Annotated in this window: 15 protein-coding genes; 10 read left to right on the forward strand and 5 right to left on the reverse strand. The window is 68.6% G+C overall.

Features of this window, described 5'->3' with window-relative positions:
- Nucleotides 1–4 precede the first annotated feature (4 nt).
- The 8 genes from E1832_RS12855 to E1832_RS12890 all read left to right on the forward strand — a co-directional run bounded on the left by E1832_RS12855 (nt 5) and on the right by E1832_RS12890 (nt 9,484).
- On the forward strand, nt 5–970 hold the full coding sequence (locus tag E1832_RS12855) for a metal ABC transporter solute-binding protein, Zn/Mn family (RefSeq protein WP_133360168.1): 966 nt from the start codon (nt 5–7) through the stop codon (nt 968–970).
- Between the two features lie 3 nt (nt 971–973).
- On the forward strand, nt 974–1,780 hold the full coding sequence (locus E1832_RS12860; RefSeq protein ID WP_133360169.1) for a metal ABC transporter ATP-binding protein: 807 nt from the start codon (nt 974–976) through the stop codon (nt 1,778–1,780).
- A gap of 3 nt (nt 1,781–1,783) precedes the next feature.
- Nucleotides 1,784–2,989: a metal ABC transporter permease gene (locus E1832_RS12865; protein ID WP_133360170.1), complete on the forward strand. Its 1,206-nt coding sequence runs from the start codon at nt 1,784–1,786 to the stop codon at nt 2,987–2,989.
- Nucleotides 2,986–3,915, forward strand: a complete 930-nt coding sequence (locus E1832_RS12870) for a metal ABC transporter permease (RefSeq protein ID WP_133360171.1) — start codon at nt 2,986–2,988, stop codon at nt 3,913–3,915. The genes E1832_RS12865 and E1832_RS12870 overlap by 4 nt, the downstream gene beginning before the upstream one ends.
- A 157-nt stretch (nt 3,916–4,072) precedes the next feature.
- Nucleotides 4,073–5,968, forward strand: a complete 1,896-nt coding sequence (mutL, locus tag E1832_RS12875; RefSeq protein WP_133360172.1) for a DNA mismatch repair endonuclease MutL — start codon at nt 4,073–4,075, stop codon at nt 5,966–5,968.
- Nucleotides 5,969–6,053: 85 nt separating this feature from the next.
- A complete protein-coding gene (locus tag E1832_RS12880; RefSeq protein ID WP_245513973.1) occupies nt 6,054–7,490 on the forward strand; it encodes a DNA recombination protein RmuC in 1,437 nt (478 codons plus the stop codon).
- 12 nt (nt 7,491–7,502) lie between these two features.
- A complete protein-coding gene (locus E1832_RS12885) occupies nt 7,503–8,801 on the forward strand; it encodes an adenylate/guanylate cyclase domain-containing protein (protein ID WP_133360173.1) in 1,299 nt (432 codons plus the stop codon).
- Nucleotides 8,802–9,169: 368 nt separating this feature from the next.
- The gene (locus E1832_RS12890) at nt 9,170–9,484 is read left to right on the forward strand and encodes a DUF3775 domain-containing protein (protein ID WP_133360174.1); all 315 of its coding nucleotides are present in this window, start codon (nt 9,170–9,172) and stop codon (nt 9,482–9,484) included.
- 173 nt (nt 9,485–9,657) lie between these two features.
- Here E1832_RS12890 and E1832_RS12895 read toward each other — a convergent pair whose 3' ends face one another.
- From E1832_RS12895 to E1832_RS12910, 4 genes are read right to left on the reverse strand one after another with little or no spacing between them, the layout of a single operon-like run.
- The gene (locus E1832_RS12895; protein ID WP_133360175.1) at nt 9,658–10,800 is read right to left on the reverse strand and encodes a saccharopine dehydrogenase family protein; all 1,143 of its coding nucleotides are present in this window, start codon (nt 10,798–10,800) and stop codon (nt 9,658–9,660) included.
- Nucleotides 10,801–10,812: 12 nt separating this feature from the next.
- Nucleotides 10,813–11,061 carry a SemiSWEET family sugar transporter gene (locus E1832_RS12900; RefSeq protein ID WP_133360176.1) on the reverse strand — a complete coding sequence of 83 codons (249 nt, stop codon included), beginning with the start codon at nt 11,059–11,061 and terminating at the stop codon, nt 10,813–10,815.
- A 2-nt stretch (nt 11,062–11,063) separates the two neighbouring features.
- Nucleotides 11,064–12,113 (reverse strand): saccharopine dehydrogenase, encoded by a 1,050-nt coding sequence (locus E1832_RS12905; protein ID WP_133360177.1) that lies wholly within the window; start codon nt 12,111–12,113, stop codon nt 11,064–11,066.
- A 13-nt stretch (nt 12,114–12,126) separates the two neighbouring features.
- Nucleotides 12,127–12,789 carry a histidine phosphatase family protein gene (locus E1832_RS12910; protein WP_133360178.1) on the reverse strand — a complete coding sequence of 221 codons (663 nt, stop codon included), beginning with the start codon at nt 12,787–12,789 and terminating at the stop codon, nt 12,127–12,129.
- A gap of 165 nt (nt 12,790–12,954) precedes the next feature.
- Between E1832_RS12910 and E1832_RS12915 the strand changes: the two genes are divergently transcribed.
- Nucleotides 12,955–14,151, forward strand: a complete 1,197-nt coding sequence (locus tag E1832_RS12915) for a Zn-dependent hydrolase (RefSeq protein WP_133360179.1) — start codon at nt 12,955–12,957, stop codon at nt 14,149–14,151.
- Here E1832_RS12915 and E1832_RS12920 read toward each other — a convergent pair.
- Nucleotides 14,148–14,429 (reverse strand): DUF1330 domain-containing protein, encoded by a 282-nt coding sequence (locus E1832_RS12920; protein ID WP_133360180.1) that lies wholly within the window; start codon nt 14,427–14,429, stop codon nt 14,148–14,150. The genes E1832_RS12915 and E1832_RS12920 overlap by 4 nt on opposite strands.
- A 73-nt stretch (nt 14,430–14,502) precedes the next feature.
- Between E1832_RS12920 and E1832_RS12925 the strand changes: the two genes are divergently transcribed.
- Nucleotides 14,503–15,414, forward strand: a complete 912-nt coding sequence (locus E1832_RS12925) for a LysR family transcriptional regulator (RefSeq protein WP_245513974.1) — start codon at nt 14,503–14,505, stop codon at nt 15,412–15,414.
- Nucleotides 15,415–15,419: the final 5 nt, after the last annotated feature.

Genomic DNA, 15,419 nt, shown 5'->3' on the forward strand with positions numbered 1-15,419 from the left:
TCAGATGCTTTCCAGACGCAGGGTCGTCGCTCTCGCGGCCGGGGTTGCGCTCCAGCCGCTGGCAATGCTGCCGGCATCGGCGGCGCAGCCGCTCAAGGTCGTCGCCACCACCGGCATGATCGCCGATGCCGCCCGTCAGGTCGGCGGCGACCTGGTCGAGGTCCGGGCGTTGATGGGGCCGGGGATCGATCCGCACTCCTACCGCCAGACGCGCAGCGACATCGTGGCGATGACCCGCGCCGATCTGGTGCTCTGGCATGGGCTTTATCTCGAGGCCCAGATGCAGGCGTTCTTTCAGGCGTTCGGCCGCAAGCGCCCGCTGGTCGCGGTGGCCGAGGCGCTGCCGCGCGGATTGCTGCGCCACCACGACGATTACGAGGACAAGTTCGACCCGCATATCTGGATGGTGCCCGATCTGTGGAAACACGCGGTGGCCGAGGTGCAGCGCGCCCTGACCGGGGTCCGCCCCGAGTCGGCAGAAATCTTTGCCGCCAATGCCGCTGCCCATCTTGCCGCGCTCGACCGGCTCTCGGATTATGCCGGCAAGACCCTGGCGGGTGTGCCCGAGGCGGCCCGGGTGCTGCTGACCGCGCATGACGCCTTTGGCTATTTCGGCGATGCCTATGGCTTCGAGGTGCTGGGCATCCAGGGGATTTCCACCGAAAGCGAGGCCGGGCTGAACCGCATCGGCCAGTTGGTCGATCTGCTGGTCGCGCGGGGCATCGGCGCGGTTTTCGTGGAAAGCTCGGTCTCCGATCGCAATATCCGCGCCCTGATCGAGGGGGCGGGCGCGCGCGGCCACACGGTGCGCATCGGCGGCGAGCTTTACAGCGACGCAATGGGGCCGGAGGGCAGCTATGAGGGCACCTATATCGGCATGATCGACCATAACGTCACCGTGATCGCCGGGGCGCTGGGCGCCGATGCCCCTGCGCGCGGCATGGACGGCAAATTGTCGGCGGGGAGCTGAGCGATGCTGGAACTTGCCGCGACCCAGGGACAGACCGTTCAGGCCGATACGGAGCTGGCCGCCAGCCCGCTGGCGATCCGGGGCCTCACCGTCTCCTATGGCGAGAAACCGGCGGTCTTTTCGGTCGACATGACGGTTCCGGCCGGGGCCATGACCGCGATCATCGGGCCCAACGGGGCCGGCAAATCGACCCTGCTCAAGGCCGCGCTGGGCATTGTCACGCCGCTCTCCGGGCGGGTGCGGGTCTTTGGCAAACCGCTGAAGGAACAGCTGGCGCGGGTGGCCTATGTGCCGCAGCGCGCCAGCATAGACTGGGATTTCCCGACCCGGGTGATCGACGTGGTGCTGATGGGGCTCTACCGCGAGTTGGGGCTGCTGGGCCGGGTACGCCCGCGCCACCGCGACCGCGCGCTCGGGTGCCTGCGCCGGGTCGGGATGGAGGAGTTCGCCGGTCGCCAGATCGGCCAGCTTTCCGGCGGCCAGCAGCAGCGGGTGTTCCTCGCCCGGGCGCTGGCGCAGGGGGCCGACCTCTATCTGCTGGACGAGCCCTTTGCCGGGGTGGATGCGGCGACCGAAAAGGCCATCATCGCGGTGCTGAAAGAGTTGAAACAGGCCGGCAAGACCGTGGTGGTGGTGCATCACGACCTGGCCACCGTGACCGATTATTTCGACCATGTGTTCCTGATCAACACCCGCAAGGTCGCCGAGGGGCCGGTGACCCGGACCTTCACCGTCGAGAACCTGCAGGCGGCCTATGGCGGCCGGCTGACGCTGGCGCAGCTCGACCAACTGCCGCAATCGGCGGTCTGAGCCATGCTGGCCGACGCGCTGCTGCTGAATCTGGGCTACAACGCCACGCTGGTGGCGATCGGGGCCACTCTGCTTGGCATATCGGCGGGGGGAACCGGTACCTTTCTGTTTCTGCGCAAAAGGGCGCTGGTCAGCGATGCGATCTCGCATGCGACGCTGCCCGGTGTCGGGCTGGCCTTTATCGTGATGGTGGCGCTGGGCGGCGACGGGCGCAACCTGATCGGGCTGCTCGCCGGCTCGGCGGTCTCGGCCTGGGTCGGTCTGTTGTGCCTGAGCTGGCTGACCCGCCGCACCCGGTTGGCCGAGGACGCCGCGATCGGTGCGGTGCTGTCGGTGTTCTTCGGTTTCGGCATTGTGCTGCTGACCGTGATCCAGACCATGGGGTCGGGGCGGCAGGCGGGGCTGGAAAGCTTTCTGCTGGGCGCGACGGCGGGCATGTTGCGCGCCGATGCGCTGGTGATCGCACTGGGCGGGGCGCTGGCGCTGGCGCTGATCGTGCTGCTGCGCCGGCCGCTGACGCTGGTCGCCTTCGATCCCGACTATGCCACCGCGCGCGGGCTGCCGGTGCACCGGCTCGACCTGGCGTTGATGGGGCTGGTAATGGCGGTGACCGTGGTCGGGCTCAAGATCGTCGGGCTGATCCTGATCGTGGCGCTGCTGATCATCCCGCCGGTGGCGGCGCGGTTCTGGACCGAGCGGGCGGGGACCGTGGCGCTGCTCGCCGGCCTGTTCGGCGGCCTCTCGGGCTATGTCGGCGCGGCGGTCTCGGCGGCGGCGCCGGGCCTGCCCACCGGGCCGATCATCGTGCTGGTGAGCTTTGCGATCTTTGCGCTGTCGCTGCTGTTCGCGCCGGGGCGCGGGGTGCTGGCGGCGCTGCTGCGCCATCTGCGCTATCGCCGGCGGGTGCATCTGCGTCAGGGGCTGCTGGCGCTGGCCCAGGACCAGCCGATCTATGAGCGTCTGACCCTGCGGCTGCTGGCCCGCGCCGGGCTGGCGCGGCCGGACGGCGTACCGACGGGGGCGGGCCGGGCGCGCGCCGCCAAGGCGCTGCGCGACGAGGCGCGCTGGGCGGATTTGCGCGCTGACCCCGAGCATGAGGCGGCCGCCGCCCTCTATGACGGGCTGCGCGACATCGAAACCGTGCTGACCCGCGACCAGATCGCCGAGATCGACCGCCGCCTGGGTGGCCCGCAGGAGGTGACGCCATGAGTGGCGCGGAGTTCGTCCCGCTGTCGCTGACGCCGATGCTGATCGGCACCTGCGCCGCCGTGGCCTGCGCGCTGCCGGGCAATTTCCTGGTGCTGCGGCGCCAGGCGCTGATCGGCGATGCGATCAGCCACGTGGTGCTGCCGGGTATCGTCGTCGCCTTTCTGCTGACCGGCGCGATCGCCGCCTGGCCGATGATGCTGGGCGCGGGCGGCGCGGCGGTGCTGGCGGTGGCGCTGATCGAGGCGATCCGCCGGCTGGGCCGGATCGAGCCAGGCGCGGCGATGGGGGTGGTGTTCACCTCGATGTTCGCCGGGGGCGTGCTGCTGCTGGAGCAATCGGACACCTCCAGCGTGCATCTGGACGTGCAGCACGCGCTTTATGGCAATCTGGAAAGCCTGATCTGGCTGGACGCGACCGGCTGGGCCTCGCTGCTCGACCCCGAGGCGCTGGGCGCCCTGCCGCCGGAACTGATCCGGATGGCTGTCACGCTGCTGGTGGTCATCGGTTTTACCTGGCTGCTCTGGCGGCCGCTGAAACTCTCGACCTTTGACGAGGGGTTCGCGCGCACGCTGGGGATGCGCACCGGTCTGCTGGGGCTGGCGCTGGTCATCGTCGCGGCGGTGGCCGCCGTCGCCGCCTTTGACGCCGTGGGCTCGATCATCGTGATCGCCATGTTCATCTGCCCGCCCGCCGCCGCGCGGCTGATGACCGACCGGCTGGAGCATCAGGTGGGCTGGAGCGTCGCCTTCGCCGTGCTCTCGGCGGTGCTGGGCTATGTTCTGGCGGGCTACGGGCCGCTCTGGCTGGGGGCGCAGGACGCGGTGAGCGCGGCGGGGATGATCGCCACCGTCTCGGGCGTGATCCTGGCGCTGGCGGCCCGCTTCGGTCCCTGCCGCAGCCGCACCGGCGCCCCGCAGGAAATCTAGGGACAGCCACTAAAGCTCCGTACTGCCCGGCCGCTGGCCGGGCTGCGCCCGCCTGCCCCTCGGCAGGCGCGGCCGGTCTCGTTTCCGACCGGCTTGTGGCCGCAGCCCGCATCATCCGTCTGGCAGAATCGCCCGCCGCCATGCTAGATCTGGCGTTATGGGATACCAGAACCGCAATATCGGCGACGACCGCCCGGTGATCCGACAACTTGACGAGGCCGCGATCAACCGGATCGCGGCGGGCGAGGTGGTCGAACGCCCCGCCTCGGCGGTCAAGGAACTGGTAGAAAACGCCATCGACGCCGGGGCCACCCGCATCACCGTCGAGATCGCTGATGGTGGCAAGACCCTGATCCGCGTCACCGATGACGGCTGCGGCATCGCGCCCGGCGACCTGCCGCTGGCGCTGTCGCGCCATGCCACCTCCAAGATCGACGGCTCGGACCTGCTGAACATCCACACCTTCGGCTTCCGGGGCGAGGCGCTGCCCTCGCTGGGGGCGGTGGGGCGGCTGAGCATCACCAGCCGCGCGCCGGGCGAGGAGGCGGCGACCATCCGTGTCGCCGGTGGCAGGATGGAGCCTGTGCGCCCCGCCGCGCTGCGCGCCGGCACGGTGGTGGAGCTGCGTGATCTGTTCTTCGCAACCCCTGCGCGGCTCAAATTCATGCGCTCGGACCGGGCCGAGACCCAGGCGATTTCCGACGTGGTCAAGCGCCTCGCCATGGCCGAGCCCTCTGTCGGTCTCACCCTCCGCGACGTTTCCGGCGGCGGCGAGGGGCGGCTGACCTTCAGGGCGGACGCCGAAACCGGTGACCTGTTCGGTGCGCTGGAGGCGCGGCTGGCCCGCGTCATGGGGCGCGAGTTCACCGAAAACGCCCTGCCCATCGACGCCACCCGCGAGGGCATCCGCCTGTTCGGTTATGCCGCGCTGCCGACCTATTCGCGCGGCGCCGCGGTGGCGCAATACCTTTTCGTCAATGCCCGGCCGGTGCGCGACCGGATGCTGACCGGGGCGCTGCGCGCGGCCTATTTCGATTTTCTCAGCCGCGACCGGCATCCGGCCGCCGCGCTGTTCCTCGATTGCGACCCGCAACTGGTTGACGTCAACGTGCACCCGGCCAAATCCGAGGTGCGGTTCCGCGATCCCGGCCTGCCGCGTGGGCTGATCGTCTCGGCGCTGCGCCATGCGCTGGCCGAGGCCGGGCACCGCGCCTCATCGACGGTGGCCACCGCGACGCTGGGAGCGATGCGTCCCGAACCCCCCGGCGCGCCGCCGCGCGTCTATCAGATGGACCGCCCCTCGCCGGGCGCGCGCATGGCCGCCTATCTGGCGCAGGCCCCGATGCAGCCCGCGCCGGCCTATGGCGAACGTCCCGCACCCGATCCGGGCTTTGCCGAGCTTTCCACGGCCTACAGCGGCCGGGTGGTCGAGGAACCGGAGGAAGGTCCGGCCCCCGAAACCGCCGCCGAATCCCTGCCGCTGGGTGCGGCGCGCGGGCAGGTGCATGAAAACTACATCATCGCCCAGACCGAAACCGGCATGGTGATCGTCGATCAGCACGCCGCGCATGAGCGGCTGGTCTATGAGAGGCTCAAGAAACAGATGGCCGAAACCGGCGTCGCCGCCCAGGCACTGCTGATCCCCGAGATCGTGGAGCTGTCCGCTGGCGATTGCGCCCGGCTGCTGGCGGTGGCCGAGGATCTTGCCCAACTGGGCCTCGGCATCGAACCTTTCGGCGGAACGGCCGTCGCCGTGCGCGAAACCCCCGCCATCCTGGGCGAGGTCAATGCCGGCGCGATGCTGCGCGACATCCTTGACGAGCTTGACGACCAGGGCGAAAGCCAGCTTGTCCAGGCCCGGATCGAGGCGATCCTGTCCCGCGTGGCCTGCCACGGGTCCATCCGCTCTGGCCGCCGCATGCGCGCCGAGGAGATGAACGCGCTGCTGCGCGAGATGGAGGCGACGCCGCATTCCGGCCAGTGCAACCACGGGCGGCCGACCTATGTCGAGCTGAAGCTTTCGGATATCGAGCGGCTGTTCGGGCGCAGCTGACCCAGGCCCGCGGGCTTGCCTTTTCCGGCCGTGTGGGTCAACTGGAACGGGAAAGAACTAAACAGGAACAGGGGCTCTGGCCGAGATGACAGTGGATGACGTTCTGAACGCGATACGGGCCATCCCGCCGCAACAGTTGCTGACCTGGGCGACGGTGGCGCTGTCGCTTCTCGTGCTGGCGCTGCTGCTGCGCTCGATGGCCCTGCGCCGCATGGTGGGCGCGCTGCGCCCGCTGGAGGAAGAGGCCCGGACCCTGCGCGAGGATCTGATCGAACAGCGCGCCCAGGCCGGGCGCATCCCCGAGCTGGTGCAGTCGATCGAGGATCTGCGCCGCCTGCACGGCGACGAGCAGCAGTTGCGAATCACCGCCGAGACCGAGCTGAAGACGCTGAAATCCGAACACGCCGCCCGGCTGGAGGAGCTGCGCGGCATGAAAAAGGAGATCGAGGATCGCTTCTCGGTCCTCGCCTCCGGGGTGCTGCAACAGAACTCCGAATCCTTTCTGAAACTCGCCTCCGAACGGTTCAAATCGCATGAGCTGACCGCCAGCGAGGATCTGGAAAAGCGCAAGACGGCGATCGAGAATCTGGTCAAGCCGCTGAACGAGAAACTCACCGTCTTCGACACCCGGATCAAGGAAATCGAAAAGGCCCGCAACGACGCCTATGGCGCGATCCGCGAACAGGTGCGGCAACTGGCCGAGGGGCAGGCCAGCCTGGGCACCGAGACGCGCAAGCTGGTGCAGGCGCTGCGCGCGCCCAAGACCCGCGGCCGCTGGGGTGAGATGCAACTGCGCCAGGTGTTCGACATGGCCGGCATGGCCGAGAACGTCGATTACACGCTGGAGCATCACATGGACACCGACGACGGTGCCCGCCGCCCCGACGCCATCGTCCGGATCCCCGGCGGCAAGAGCATCGTGATCGACGCCAAGACCCCGCTGGAGGCCTATCTCGACGCGCTGGAATGCGAAACGCCGGAACAGCAGCAACACCACCTCTCCCGCCACGCCGCCCAGGTGCGCCAGCATGTGAAGCTGCTGTCGTCCAAGGCCTATCAGGACCAGATCCCGACCACGCCGGACTTTGTGGTGATGTTCATCCCCGGCGAAACCTTCGTCTCGGCGGCGGTGGAGGCGGACGCCGCGCTGATCGAATACGCCTTTGAACGCAAGGTGCTGATCGCCACGCCGACCACGCTGATGGCGCTGGTCAAGGCGATCGCCTATGGATGGCAGCAGGAGAAGATGGCCGAGAACGCGGTCGAGGTGCAGAAGGTGGCGAAAGAGCTTTACGACCGGCTCAACACCTTCGGCGGCCATCTGGACGCGGTGGGCAAGGGGCTGAACCGCTCGGTCGATCACTACAACAAGGCGGTCGCCTCGATGGAAAGCAGGGTTCTGCCGTCCGCCCGCAAGTTCGAATCGATGGGCGTGGTCACCCAGGGCTCGGAGATCGAAACGCCCAGTATCGTCGAAAGTCAGGCACGCGGCTTTGCCGCCCTGACCGACGACCGCGAATAAGGCGAGCCGGGGGTGCGGTTGCCCGCCGTCACCGCGGCGCTGTTCCGTCAGGCCGAACTGAGGGCCGAGGGGCTGGTCGGGCTGCTGCGGATGATCGCGGTTCTGGCGCTTCTGCTGTCCTCCGTGCTGGCCACCCGGGAGGCTGTCGCTCACGAAGGCTCGGAGGTGATGGCGCGGCAGTGGTTCTATGCCGGGACCATGATGGCCGGTTATTTCACCCTCGGTGCGCTGGCCTGGTGGGGGTACCGGCGCGGCTGGCTGCGGATCTGGATGATCTGGCCCGCCGCGGCCGCCGACTGCCTGTTCTTTCTCTACGGTGTGTGGATGAGCATGGTGAACATCGGCCTGCCGGGGGGCCATGCCTTTGTCTTTCCCGCCGTCTGGCTGGCGCCGGTGGTGCTGGCCTTTGGCGTGCTGCGGTTCAATCCGGGCATCCAGGCGTTCATCGCGGCGCTGACGGTGGGCGGCCTCGCCCTGCTGATCGGCCTGCCGCCGGGCGAGGGATTCGCGCCGCGCTCCGGGGCGGCGGCGATCTTTCTCTCCTTTCCGCCCAACGCGATGCGGGTGGCGATGCTGGGGCTGGCCGGCGCGGTTCTGGTGGTGGCGGCGGTGCGCACCAGGCGGCTGTTGCTGCGCTCGATCACCGAGGCGCAGAACGCCGCCAACCTCACCCGCTACCTGCCGGGGCAACTGGCTCCGCGCCTGGCCGCCGGCGGTCTGGACGAGCTGCGCCGCGGAGGCTGGAAGCAGGCCGGCGTGCTGTTCATCGACCTGCGCGGCTTTACCCGGCTGTCGCAGGGAATGACGGCGCAGGAGCTGGCGGATTTCGCCACCGAATACCGCCGCCGCATCACGGCTGCGGCGCAGCAGACCGGCGGTATCGTCGACAAGTTCATGGGCGACGCGGCGATGATCGTGTTCGAAGAGGGCGGCGATCGCGCCGCCGCCGCCCGCGCCTGTGTCGACTGCGCCTTCCGCCTGCGCACCAGCGTCGCCGACTGGTCCGGGGTCCGCGTCGCCGCCGGTGCGCCGCCGCTGCGGGCCGGCATCGGGTTGCACTGGGGCGCGGTGTTCAGCGGCGTGGTGGGCACCAGCGACCGGCTGGAATATTCGGTCTTCGGCGACACCGTGAACATCGCCGCCCGGCTGGAAGAGGAAACCAAGCGGCTGGAGGCGGATATCCTCGCCTCCCGCGATATCCTGGCGCTCGCCGGACAGGGCAGCGACGGTGCGCCCTGGGACATCTCCGCCGAAACCGAACTGCGCGGCCGCGACGGCGTTCTGCATCTGGGCGGAGTTCGGCGGAGCTAGAGCGGGCCTCCGAAAACGAGGCAGAAGGCAGCCCCCTCCGAGCCTATTCCCCCTGCGCGGGATCAAGGCCGCAGGCCGCCGCGCAAGCGCCGGACCGTCCCCGCGGTCAGGCGCTTGGTCGATGTAGGCGCATCGTTCAGATGTCGTCCGGACTTGGCCACCATAAAGCGCGCCGATCGGCGGTTGCTGCGCCAGACCACGGTCCGGCGCTTGCACGGCTTGCTCTGTGGGGTAAACGGTGGGACCGTCAGGCCGGTTCGGATTCTATGGACCACGTTCCAGCCCGCCCGGTTTGCGCAGGATCAAAGACCGCACCCCGCGCGCCGCTATCAGATGATCCGATCAACGCGAACAGAAGGACGACGAAAATGGAGATTTCCCCCCGCAAGGTGGCGCAGGTGGCGATGATGGCCCGGGAACTGGACCGGGCCGAGGGCGAATTGCGCGCCTTCGTCGACCGCATGAGCGAGGACGAACAGGCCGAACTGGTGGCGATCATGTGGATCGGCCGCGAAAGCTTCTTCGCCGAGGATTGGGACGAGGCCCTCGCCACCGCCAGGACCGAGGCCACCACCCCCTGCGCCGACTATCTGATCGGCACCCCGCACCTGGCGGACAATCTGGAAAACGGGTTGGACGCGCTGGGCATCTCCGCCGAGGACGTGGAAAACGACCTGATGTAAGGCGGGCCGAGAGGCTGGCGTAACAAGATCCGGTGGATCTTTTCCTGCCGTGAACGGGCGGAGCCCATTTCGGCAGGGGAGAAGGGGCAGGGCGCGTCTTGCGCCGGCTGCGGTGCGACATGAAAAAGGGGCCCTTGCAGGGCCCCTTTTTGCCTTTGTCGGTCAGGGTCCGATCACGCCAGGTGATCGACCACCTCAAGATGCTGGGCCAGCTTGCCGATCTCGCCCATCCAGTCGCCGACCAGCTCCGGCGCGCTGGGGGCGGCGTGTACGCCGGGCTCGATCCGGCCGGCGATCACCGCCTCGACCGCCAGCGCCACGGTGACCGAGACCAGCCGCGCCATGGCGGTGCCCTGCGCATCCCCCCATGCGTCCATCACATAGGTCTTGTGCCAGACCTCTTTGCCGTCTTTCTCGGCCGTGAGCCCGACGCAAAGAACCACCCGGTCCGGCTCGCCCTCGTCATAGGCGTTCTCGTCCCAGAACTGGTCGGACATCTCCTTCAGCCGCGCGTCGCCCTCGGGGCCGGTCAGCGTCTCGACCTCGCGGAACACATCGGCCCAGGCCTCTGCCCAGCCGCCCAGCCGCAGCGTACCGCGCACAAAGTCCTTCACCGGCCAGTCCGCCTCGAACCCGTAGTCCGCCATGAAGGGCAGGCTGTCGCGGTTAGGATAAACCTCGAACTCCTCGGCCTCCGGCAGCGGCGCGGTATAGCTGCTGATCGCGTCCCAGGGGCGGTCGACCCTGAGTTCCGAATAGTCGCGCAACGACCGCGACGGCGAGCGCAGCGCCTTGAGCACGCCCAGCGGCGACCAGCTGAACTTGTAGCGGAAATCGTTGGGGATCTTCGGCACCCCGCCGCAATAGGAGATGAAGCTGAGGTTATTGGCCGGATCGAAGGCCCCGGACGCGCGGTAATCGGCCATCAGCGCATGCGCCATCAGGTGATCGATGCCCGGGTCCAGCCCGACCTCGTTGACCAGCGCGACGCCGGCCGCCTTGGCCTTGTCGTCCAGCGCCCGCATCTCAGGCGCGATATAGGACGAGCTGACGAAATTCGCGCCCTTCTCGATCGCCAGTTCGGCCAGCGGCACATGCCAGTCGCCCGGCAGCATCGAGACCACCACGTCCCCCGCCTCCAGCGCCGCGCCGATGGCGCCAAGGTCGAAGGCGCGAATGTCGTCGGTCAGATCGCCCACCGCCTCGCGGGCCTTGTCCACCGTCCGGTTCCAGACGATGACATTCTGGCCCGCTTCGATCAGCCTGCGCAGGCCGGGAATGGCCGACAGGCCGGTGCCGCACCAGTGAATTCTCATGGGTCGTTCCCCCTATTTGTACTTCAGTTTCGCCGCCACGATGCTCAGCACGATCACCAGCGCAGAGCCATTCGCAAAAATCAGCGGCCAATCGGTGACCAGCAGACCATAGAGCAGCCAGAGTGTCACGGTCAGCAGGAACAGAAGGTTCGCGATCAGCGACAGGCCAGAGGTGTCGCGGCTCGACCAGGCCTTCCAGGCCTGCGGCATCCAGCAGACGGTGCCGAGCATGCCGGCGACATAGCCAACGTAGATTTCCATGCTCAGCCCATGTGACTGTCAAAGGTGGCCCTGGCCCGGCCCCAGACACCTGACTCGATCCCGTCGAGCGTCAGCAGCGAGGGCAGCAGTTGCGCCGCGTAATCCTGCGAGCTTTCCACCGGCAGCATCGAGGGCAGGTTGTCGATCGCCATGACGTCCAGCACCGGATTTTCCGCCACCCGGACGACCGGCGCCTCCCATGTGGTGGCGCGGTCGTAAACCGGGACCGGATTGTAATCGCTGTCCGGATCGCAGGCCACGTCGCCGATGGCGGTCAGCCGGCGCGGCTCGGTCAGCGCCGATTTCGGCACAAAGACCGGGGTGCCGGGCCGGGCGAAGATGCAGTTGAGAAAGATGTCGTGGTCGAGGATTTCAGGGAACGGCCCGCCGCTCGCGGTCTCGGCCATGTCCCATTTGGTCACGGTCACCCCCATCGCCTCGCACAGATCCGCCGCGCCGCTGCCGACGCGGCCCAGTGCGCCGATCACGATGGCGCGCGGGCGCGCGGCGCTCAGTGCGTCCAGTTCCGCACCGAGATCGGCCAGCAGCGCCGTCTTTCCCGGATAGACGCCGACGGGGCCGCAGATGTCGCCGCGCTGCTGCGCCGCCCAGGCCTTCAGCGTGACGGCGGCCCCCGCATAGCCCGCCCAATAGCCGAAGGCGGCGACCCGGCGGCCGGCCTCGTCCACCAGATATTCCAGATCGTAGAGCGTACCGCCCCCCGCCCCGAACCGGCGCAGCAGTTCCTTGCCGGAATGCTGCCCCTTGAAGGCATGGCCGAACATGATGTGCTTATGCGGCAGCGGGCTGCCGTCCTCGGGCAGTTCCTTCAGCCCGAAGATGATCGCATCCAGCGGCGCTTGCGGCCAGGAATTCTCCGCCGCGATGGTGCAGCCAGCGGCGCGGTAGCCGTCGATCGGGATCGCCCGGACCGCGCTTTCCTCGACCGTCACTTTGATCCCCCTGGCGATCAGCGCGGCGGCCCCCTCGGGGGTGAGGCCGACGCGGTCTTCGTTCGGGCGCTGTTCGGCGCGGACCCAGAGATGCGTCATCGAAGGGTTCCTTTCACAGATGGGTTTGCGCGTAATGCCGCTCTGGCGTTTCCAGATGCGGCACCGCGTTGAACAGGGTCGGGCTCAGGGAGTCGCCGATGGGAAACAGCCGATGCAGCGAGGTGTTCATGATCGCCAGCGCCATCCGCGCCATCGACGGGATGCCCAGGCCCAGCACCTGACGCATCGCCATCGCGATCAGCCCGCCCGATGTCACCACCAGCGCGGGCCCCGGACCGGCGGCGATGTCGGCCAGCGCCTCGCGCACCCGGGTCTCGAAGGCCTCGAAGCTTTCGGGCGGGGCGTCGATCTCGCCGCGCTGCCAGGCGTCGAAGACTTTCGGCAGATGCGCGACAAAGCCTTCGCGGTCCTGCGGGATCACCAGTCCGCGCTGTTGCTCCATCAGCCGGGCAAGGGTGAAATATTCCAGCTCGTTCAGGCGCGGATCGCGCAGGGCCGCGCCCAGTCCCATCGCCTGCGCCGTCTCCACATGCCGGGTCAGCGTGCCGCAATAGATCCGCCCGTGGATCTGCCGGTGATCGGGGGCCGAGGCGCGCAGATGCTCGCCCAGCCATTGCGCCTGCTGATGGCCCAGCGGGCTGAGACGGTCATAGGAGATCTCGTCGCGGGCGCCGGAATTGGCCTGGCCGTGACGGATAAGGGTGATGTGGGACATGAGGCGCCGCCTGTGATGTTCCCGCCCGTCATATGCCAGCGCCGCGCGGGGGGAAAGGGAGCGTGCCGCGGACCGTGGCGAAATTTTCATGACAGCGGGGCGGTTGCGGTTTGCACCGCCGCGCCGCTGTGCGATGTCTGGGCGAACCCTGACGGAGGATTGACGATGAAGGTGGATGCGGAACGGTTTCTGGCGGATCTGCACCGGCTGCGTGCATTCGGCGCGGCGGGCGTCGGCAAGGGTGTCGTCCGCCCGGCCTATTCGGCACCCGACATCGCGGCGCGCGACTGGCTTGCCGAGCGGATGCGCGAGGCCGGGCTGCGCCCGCAGTTCGACCCCGTCGGCAACCTTTTCGGTCTGACCGAGGGGCCGTCGCTGCTGCTGGGCTCGCACAGCGACAGCCAGCCCGAGGGCGGCTGGCTCGACGGCGCGCTGGGGGTGATCGCCGCGCTCGAGGTGGCCCGCTCCGCGCGCGAGGCCGGCGGCCCGGCGATTTCGGTGGTCAGCTTCCAGGACGAAGAGGGCCGTTTCGGTGTCACCACCGGCAGCGCGGTCTGGGCCGGCACCACCCCGCTGGAGGCGGCAGACGGGCTGACCGACCGCGACGGTGTCAGTTTTGCCGAAGCCCGCAGGGCGATGGGCGCACGGACCGGCGATTTCGTCGACCCGGCCCGGTTTCGCGGCTTCATCGAGATGCACATCGAACAGGGACCGGTGCTGGACGGGTCGGGCGAGAAGGCGGGCGTCGTCTCGGGCATCGTCGGCATCCGCGACATGCGCATCACCTTCACCGGCCAGCAGAACCACGCCGGAACCACGCCGATGCAGCTGCGCCGCGACGCCTTTCAGGCGCTGGCCGCCTACAATGCCCGGATCAATGACCGGCTGCGCAACGTCGTGACCCCGGCGACGGTCTGGACCATCGGCCATGTGGTGCTGCATCCCAACGCCTCCTCCATCGTGCCGGGGCGGGTCACCTTCTCGATGCAGTGGCGCGACGGCGACAGCGACCGGCTGGGCCGGATGGAACGGATCGTCCGCGACACCGCCGAAGAGGTGGCGGGAGAGATGGGCATGGATCTCACCTTCGGCCCGATGCTGGGGCTGGAGCCGGTGGCGATGGACAGCGGTTTGCGCGCCGCGCTCGAAGCCGGCGCCGAGGCGGTGGCGCCGGGCAACTGGCGCACCATGCCCTCGGGTGCGCTGCACGATGCCACCAACGTTTCGCGGCTGATGCCGGTGGCGATGCTGTTCACCCCGTCGATCGGCGGCATCAGCCACGCCTTCGAGGAGGACACCGCCGAGGCCGATCTGGTCACCGGACTGAAGGTGCTGGCCGAGGCGGTGGCGCGGCTGGGCTAGACCAGCAGCAGGATCTCGGTCTGCCCGGCGTCGCGGCGCAGGTCATGCACCGGGGCCAGGTCGGGGTCGTTGATCCAGGCCCGCGCGGCGTCGGCATCGGGAAACGACAGCGTCGCGATCATCTGCGGGAGGTCGGGATTGCCGTCCAGCACCTCGGGGCTGGTGCTGGCCTGTTCGACCTTTCCGCCATGCTTGGTCAGTGCCGCCGCCGCGTGGTCGCGATAGCTCGCCAGGGATTCGGGGTTGGTGATGTTCGCCTTGAAGATTGCATAGACCATTTTCGGCCTCCTTTGTTTTACGCGGGGAAGCGGTAACCTGGTTGCCCCTTTGCGAAAACGCGTGTTTTTGCGAATGGTACATGCAATTATGCATGTCATGCAGGTGGATTGGGACGATCTCAAAACGGTTCTGGCGCTGGTGCGGGCCGGGTCGCTGGCCGGAGCCGGGAATGCGCTGGGGGTGAATTACACAACCGTGGCGCGGCGGATTCAGCGCGCCGAGGCGGCGATCGGCATCAAGCTGTTCGAGCGGCTGGCCGACGGCTACAGGGCGACCGAGACCGGGCGCATGGTGGCGGATCACGCCGCCGCGATGGAGGTCGAACAGGACGCCATGTTGCGTCTGCTGCAAGGCCAGGATCAAACCCTGTCCGGGGCGCTGGTGATCACCGCGCCGCAATTGCTGATCGGGCCCTACCTGGGGCCGGTCCTGGATCTGTTCAGCCGCCGCCACCCACAGGTCCGGCCGTGGGTCAGGGCCAGTAACGACCTGCTCGATCTCAGGCGGCGCGAGGCCGATCTGGCGATCCGCATCAGCCGCGCACCGGGCGATACGCTGACCGGTCTGCGCCTGTGCGCCCAGAACACCGCCGCCTTTGCCAGCCCGGACGTGGCAAGGCGCATCGCCGATGACCCGGAGGCCGCAATCGACTGGATCGTCTACCATCAGACCCCCGAGGTGCCGGCGGCGGCCCTCGCCGCGCGCCCGAACGCCCGCGTGCGCATGGTGTTCGACGACATGGTCGCCATGGTCGGCGCGGCGCAGGCCGGGCTGGGGGTGGTGCGGATGCCGATGTTCCTGGGCCGAAGCACGCCCGGGCTGGTTCAGGTTCCGGCCATGCCGCCCCAGCCCTATGCCGATATCTGGGTGGTCGCGCACCCGGATGTCTGGCCCGGGGCCAAGCCCAAGGCGTTCCGAGACCTGCTGGTGCCGCATTTCCGGGCGCGCTGGCGGGATTTCGTCGCGACGCCAGGCCCCGGATGATTCCC

It is taken from the genome of Antarcticimicrobium luteum (assembly GCF_004358185.1).
GTDB classification, from domain to species: domain Bacteria; phylum Pseudomonadota; class Alphaproteobacteria; order Rhodobacterales; family Rhodobacteraceae; genus Antarcticimicrobium; species Antarcticimicrobium luteum.

What these genes read in the sequence shown, in the direction of transcription:
- E1832_RS12910 (WP_133360178.1), bottom strand. Translation starts at nt 12,789, where the DNA reads ATGTCCCACATCACCCTTATCCGTCACGGCCAGGCCAATTCCGGCGCC.
- E1832_RS12895 (WP_133360175.1), bottom strand. Translation starts at nt 10,800, where the DNA reads ATGAGAATTCACTGGTGCGGCACCGGCCTGTCGGCCATTCCCGGCCTG.
- E1832_RS12870 (WP_133360171.1), top strand. Translation starts at nt 2,986, where the DNA reads ATGAGTGGCGCGGAGTTCGTCCCGCTGTCGCTGACGCCGATGCTGATC.
- E1832_RS12865 (WP_133360170.1), top strand. Translation starts at nt 1,784, where the DNA reads ATGCTGGCCGACGCGCTGCTGCTGAATCTGGGCTACAACGCCACGCTG.
- E1832_RS12855 (WP_133360168.1), top strand. Translation starts at nt 5, where the DNA reads ATGCTTTCCAGACGCAGGGTCGTCGCTCTCGCGGCCGGGGTTGCGCTC.
- E1832_RS12905 (WP_133360177.1), bottom strand. Translation starts at nt 12,113, where the DNA reads ATGACGCATCTCTGGGTCCGCGCCGAACAGCGCCCGAACGAAGACCGC.
- E1832_RS12860 (WP_133360169.1), top strand. Translation starts at nt 974, where the DNA reads ATGCTGGAACTTGCCGCGACCCAGGGACAGACCGTTCAGGCCGATACG.
- E1832_RS12880 (WP_245513973.1), top strand. Translation starts at nt 6,054, where the DNA reads ATGACAGTGGATGACGTTCTGAACGCGATACGGGCCATCCCGCCGCAA.
- E1832_RS12915 (WP_133360179.1), top strand. Translation starts at nt 12,955, where the DNA reads ATGAAGGTGGATGCGGAACGGTTTCTGGCGGATCTGCACCGGCTGCGT.
- E1832_RS12920 (WP_133360180.1), bottom strand. Translation starts at nt 14,429, where the DNA reads ATGGTCTATGCAATCTTCAAGGCGAACATCACCAACCCCGAATCCCTG.
- mutL (WP_133360172.1), top strand. Translation starts at nt 4,073, where the DNA reads ATGGGATACCAGAACCGCAATATCGGCGACGACCGCCCGGTGATCCGA.
- E1832_RS12890 (WP_133360174.1), top strand. Translation starts at nt 9,170, where the DNA reads ATGGAGATTTCCCCCCGCAAGGTGGCGCAGGTGGCGATGATGGCCCGG.
- E1832_RS12925 (WP_245513974.1), top strand. Translation starts at nt 14,503, where the DNA reads ATGGTACATGCAATTATGCATGTCATGCAGGTGGATTGGGACGATCTC.
- E1832_RS12900 (WP_133360176.1), bottom strand. Translation starts at nt 11,061, where the DNA reads ATGGAAATCTACGTTGGCTATGTCGCCGGCATGCTCGGCACCGTCTGC.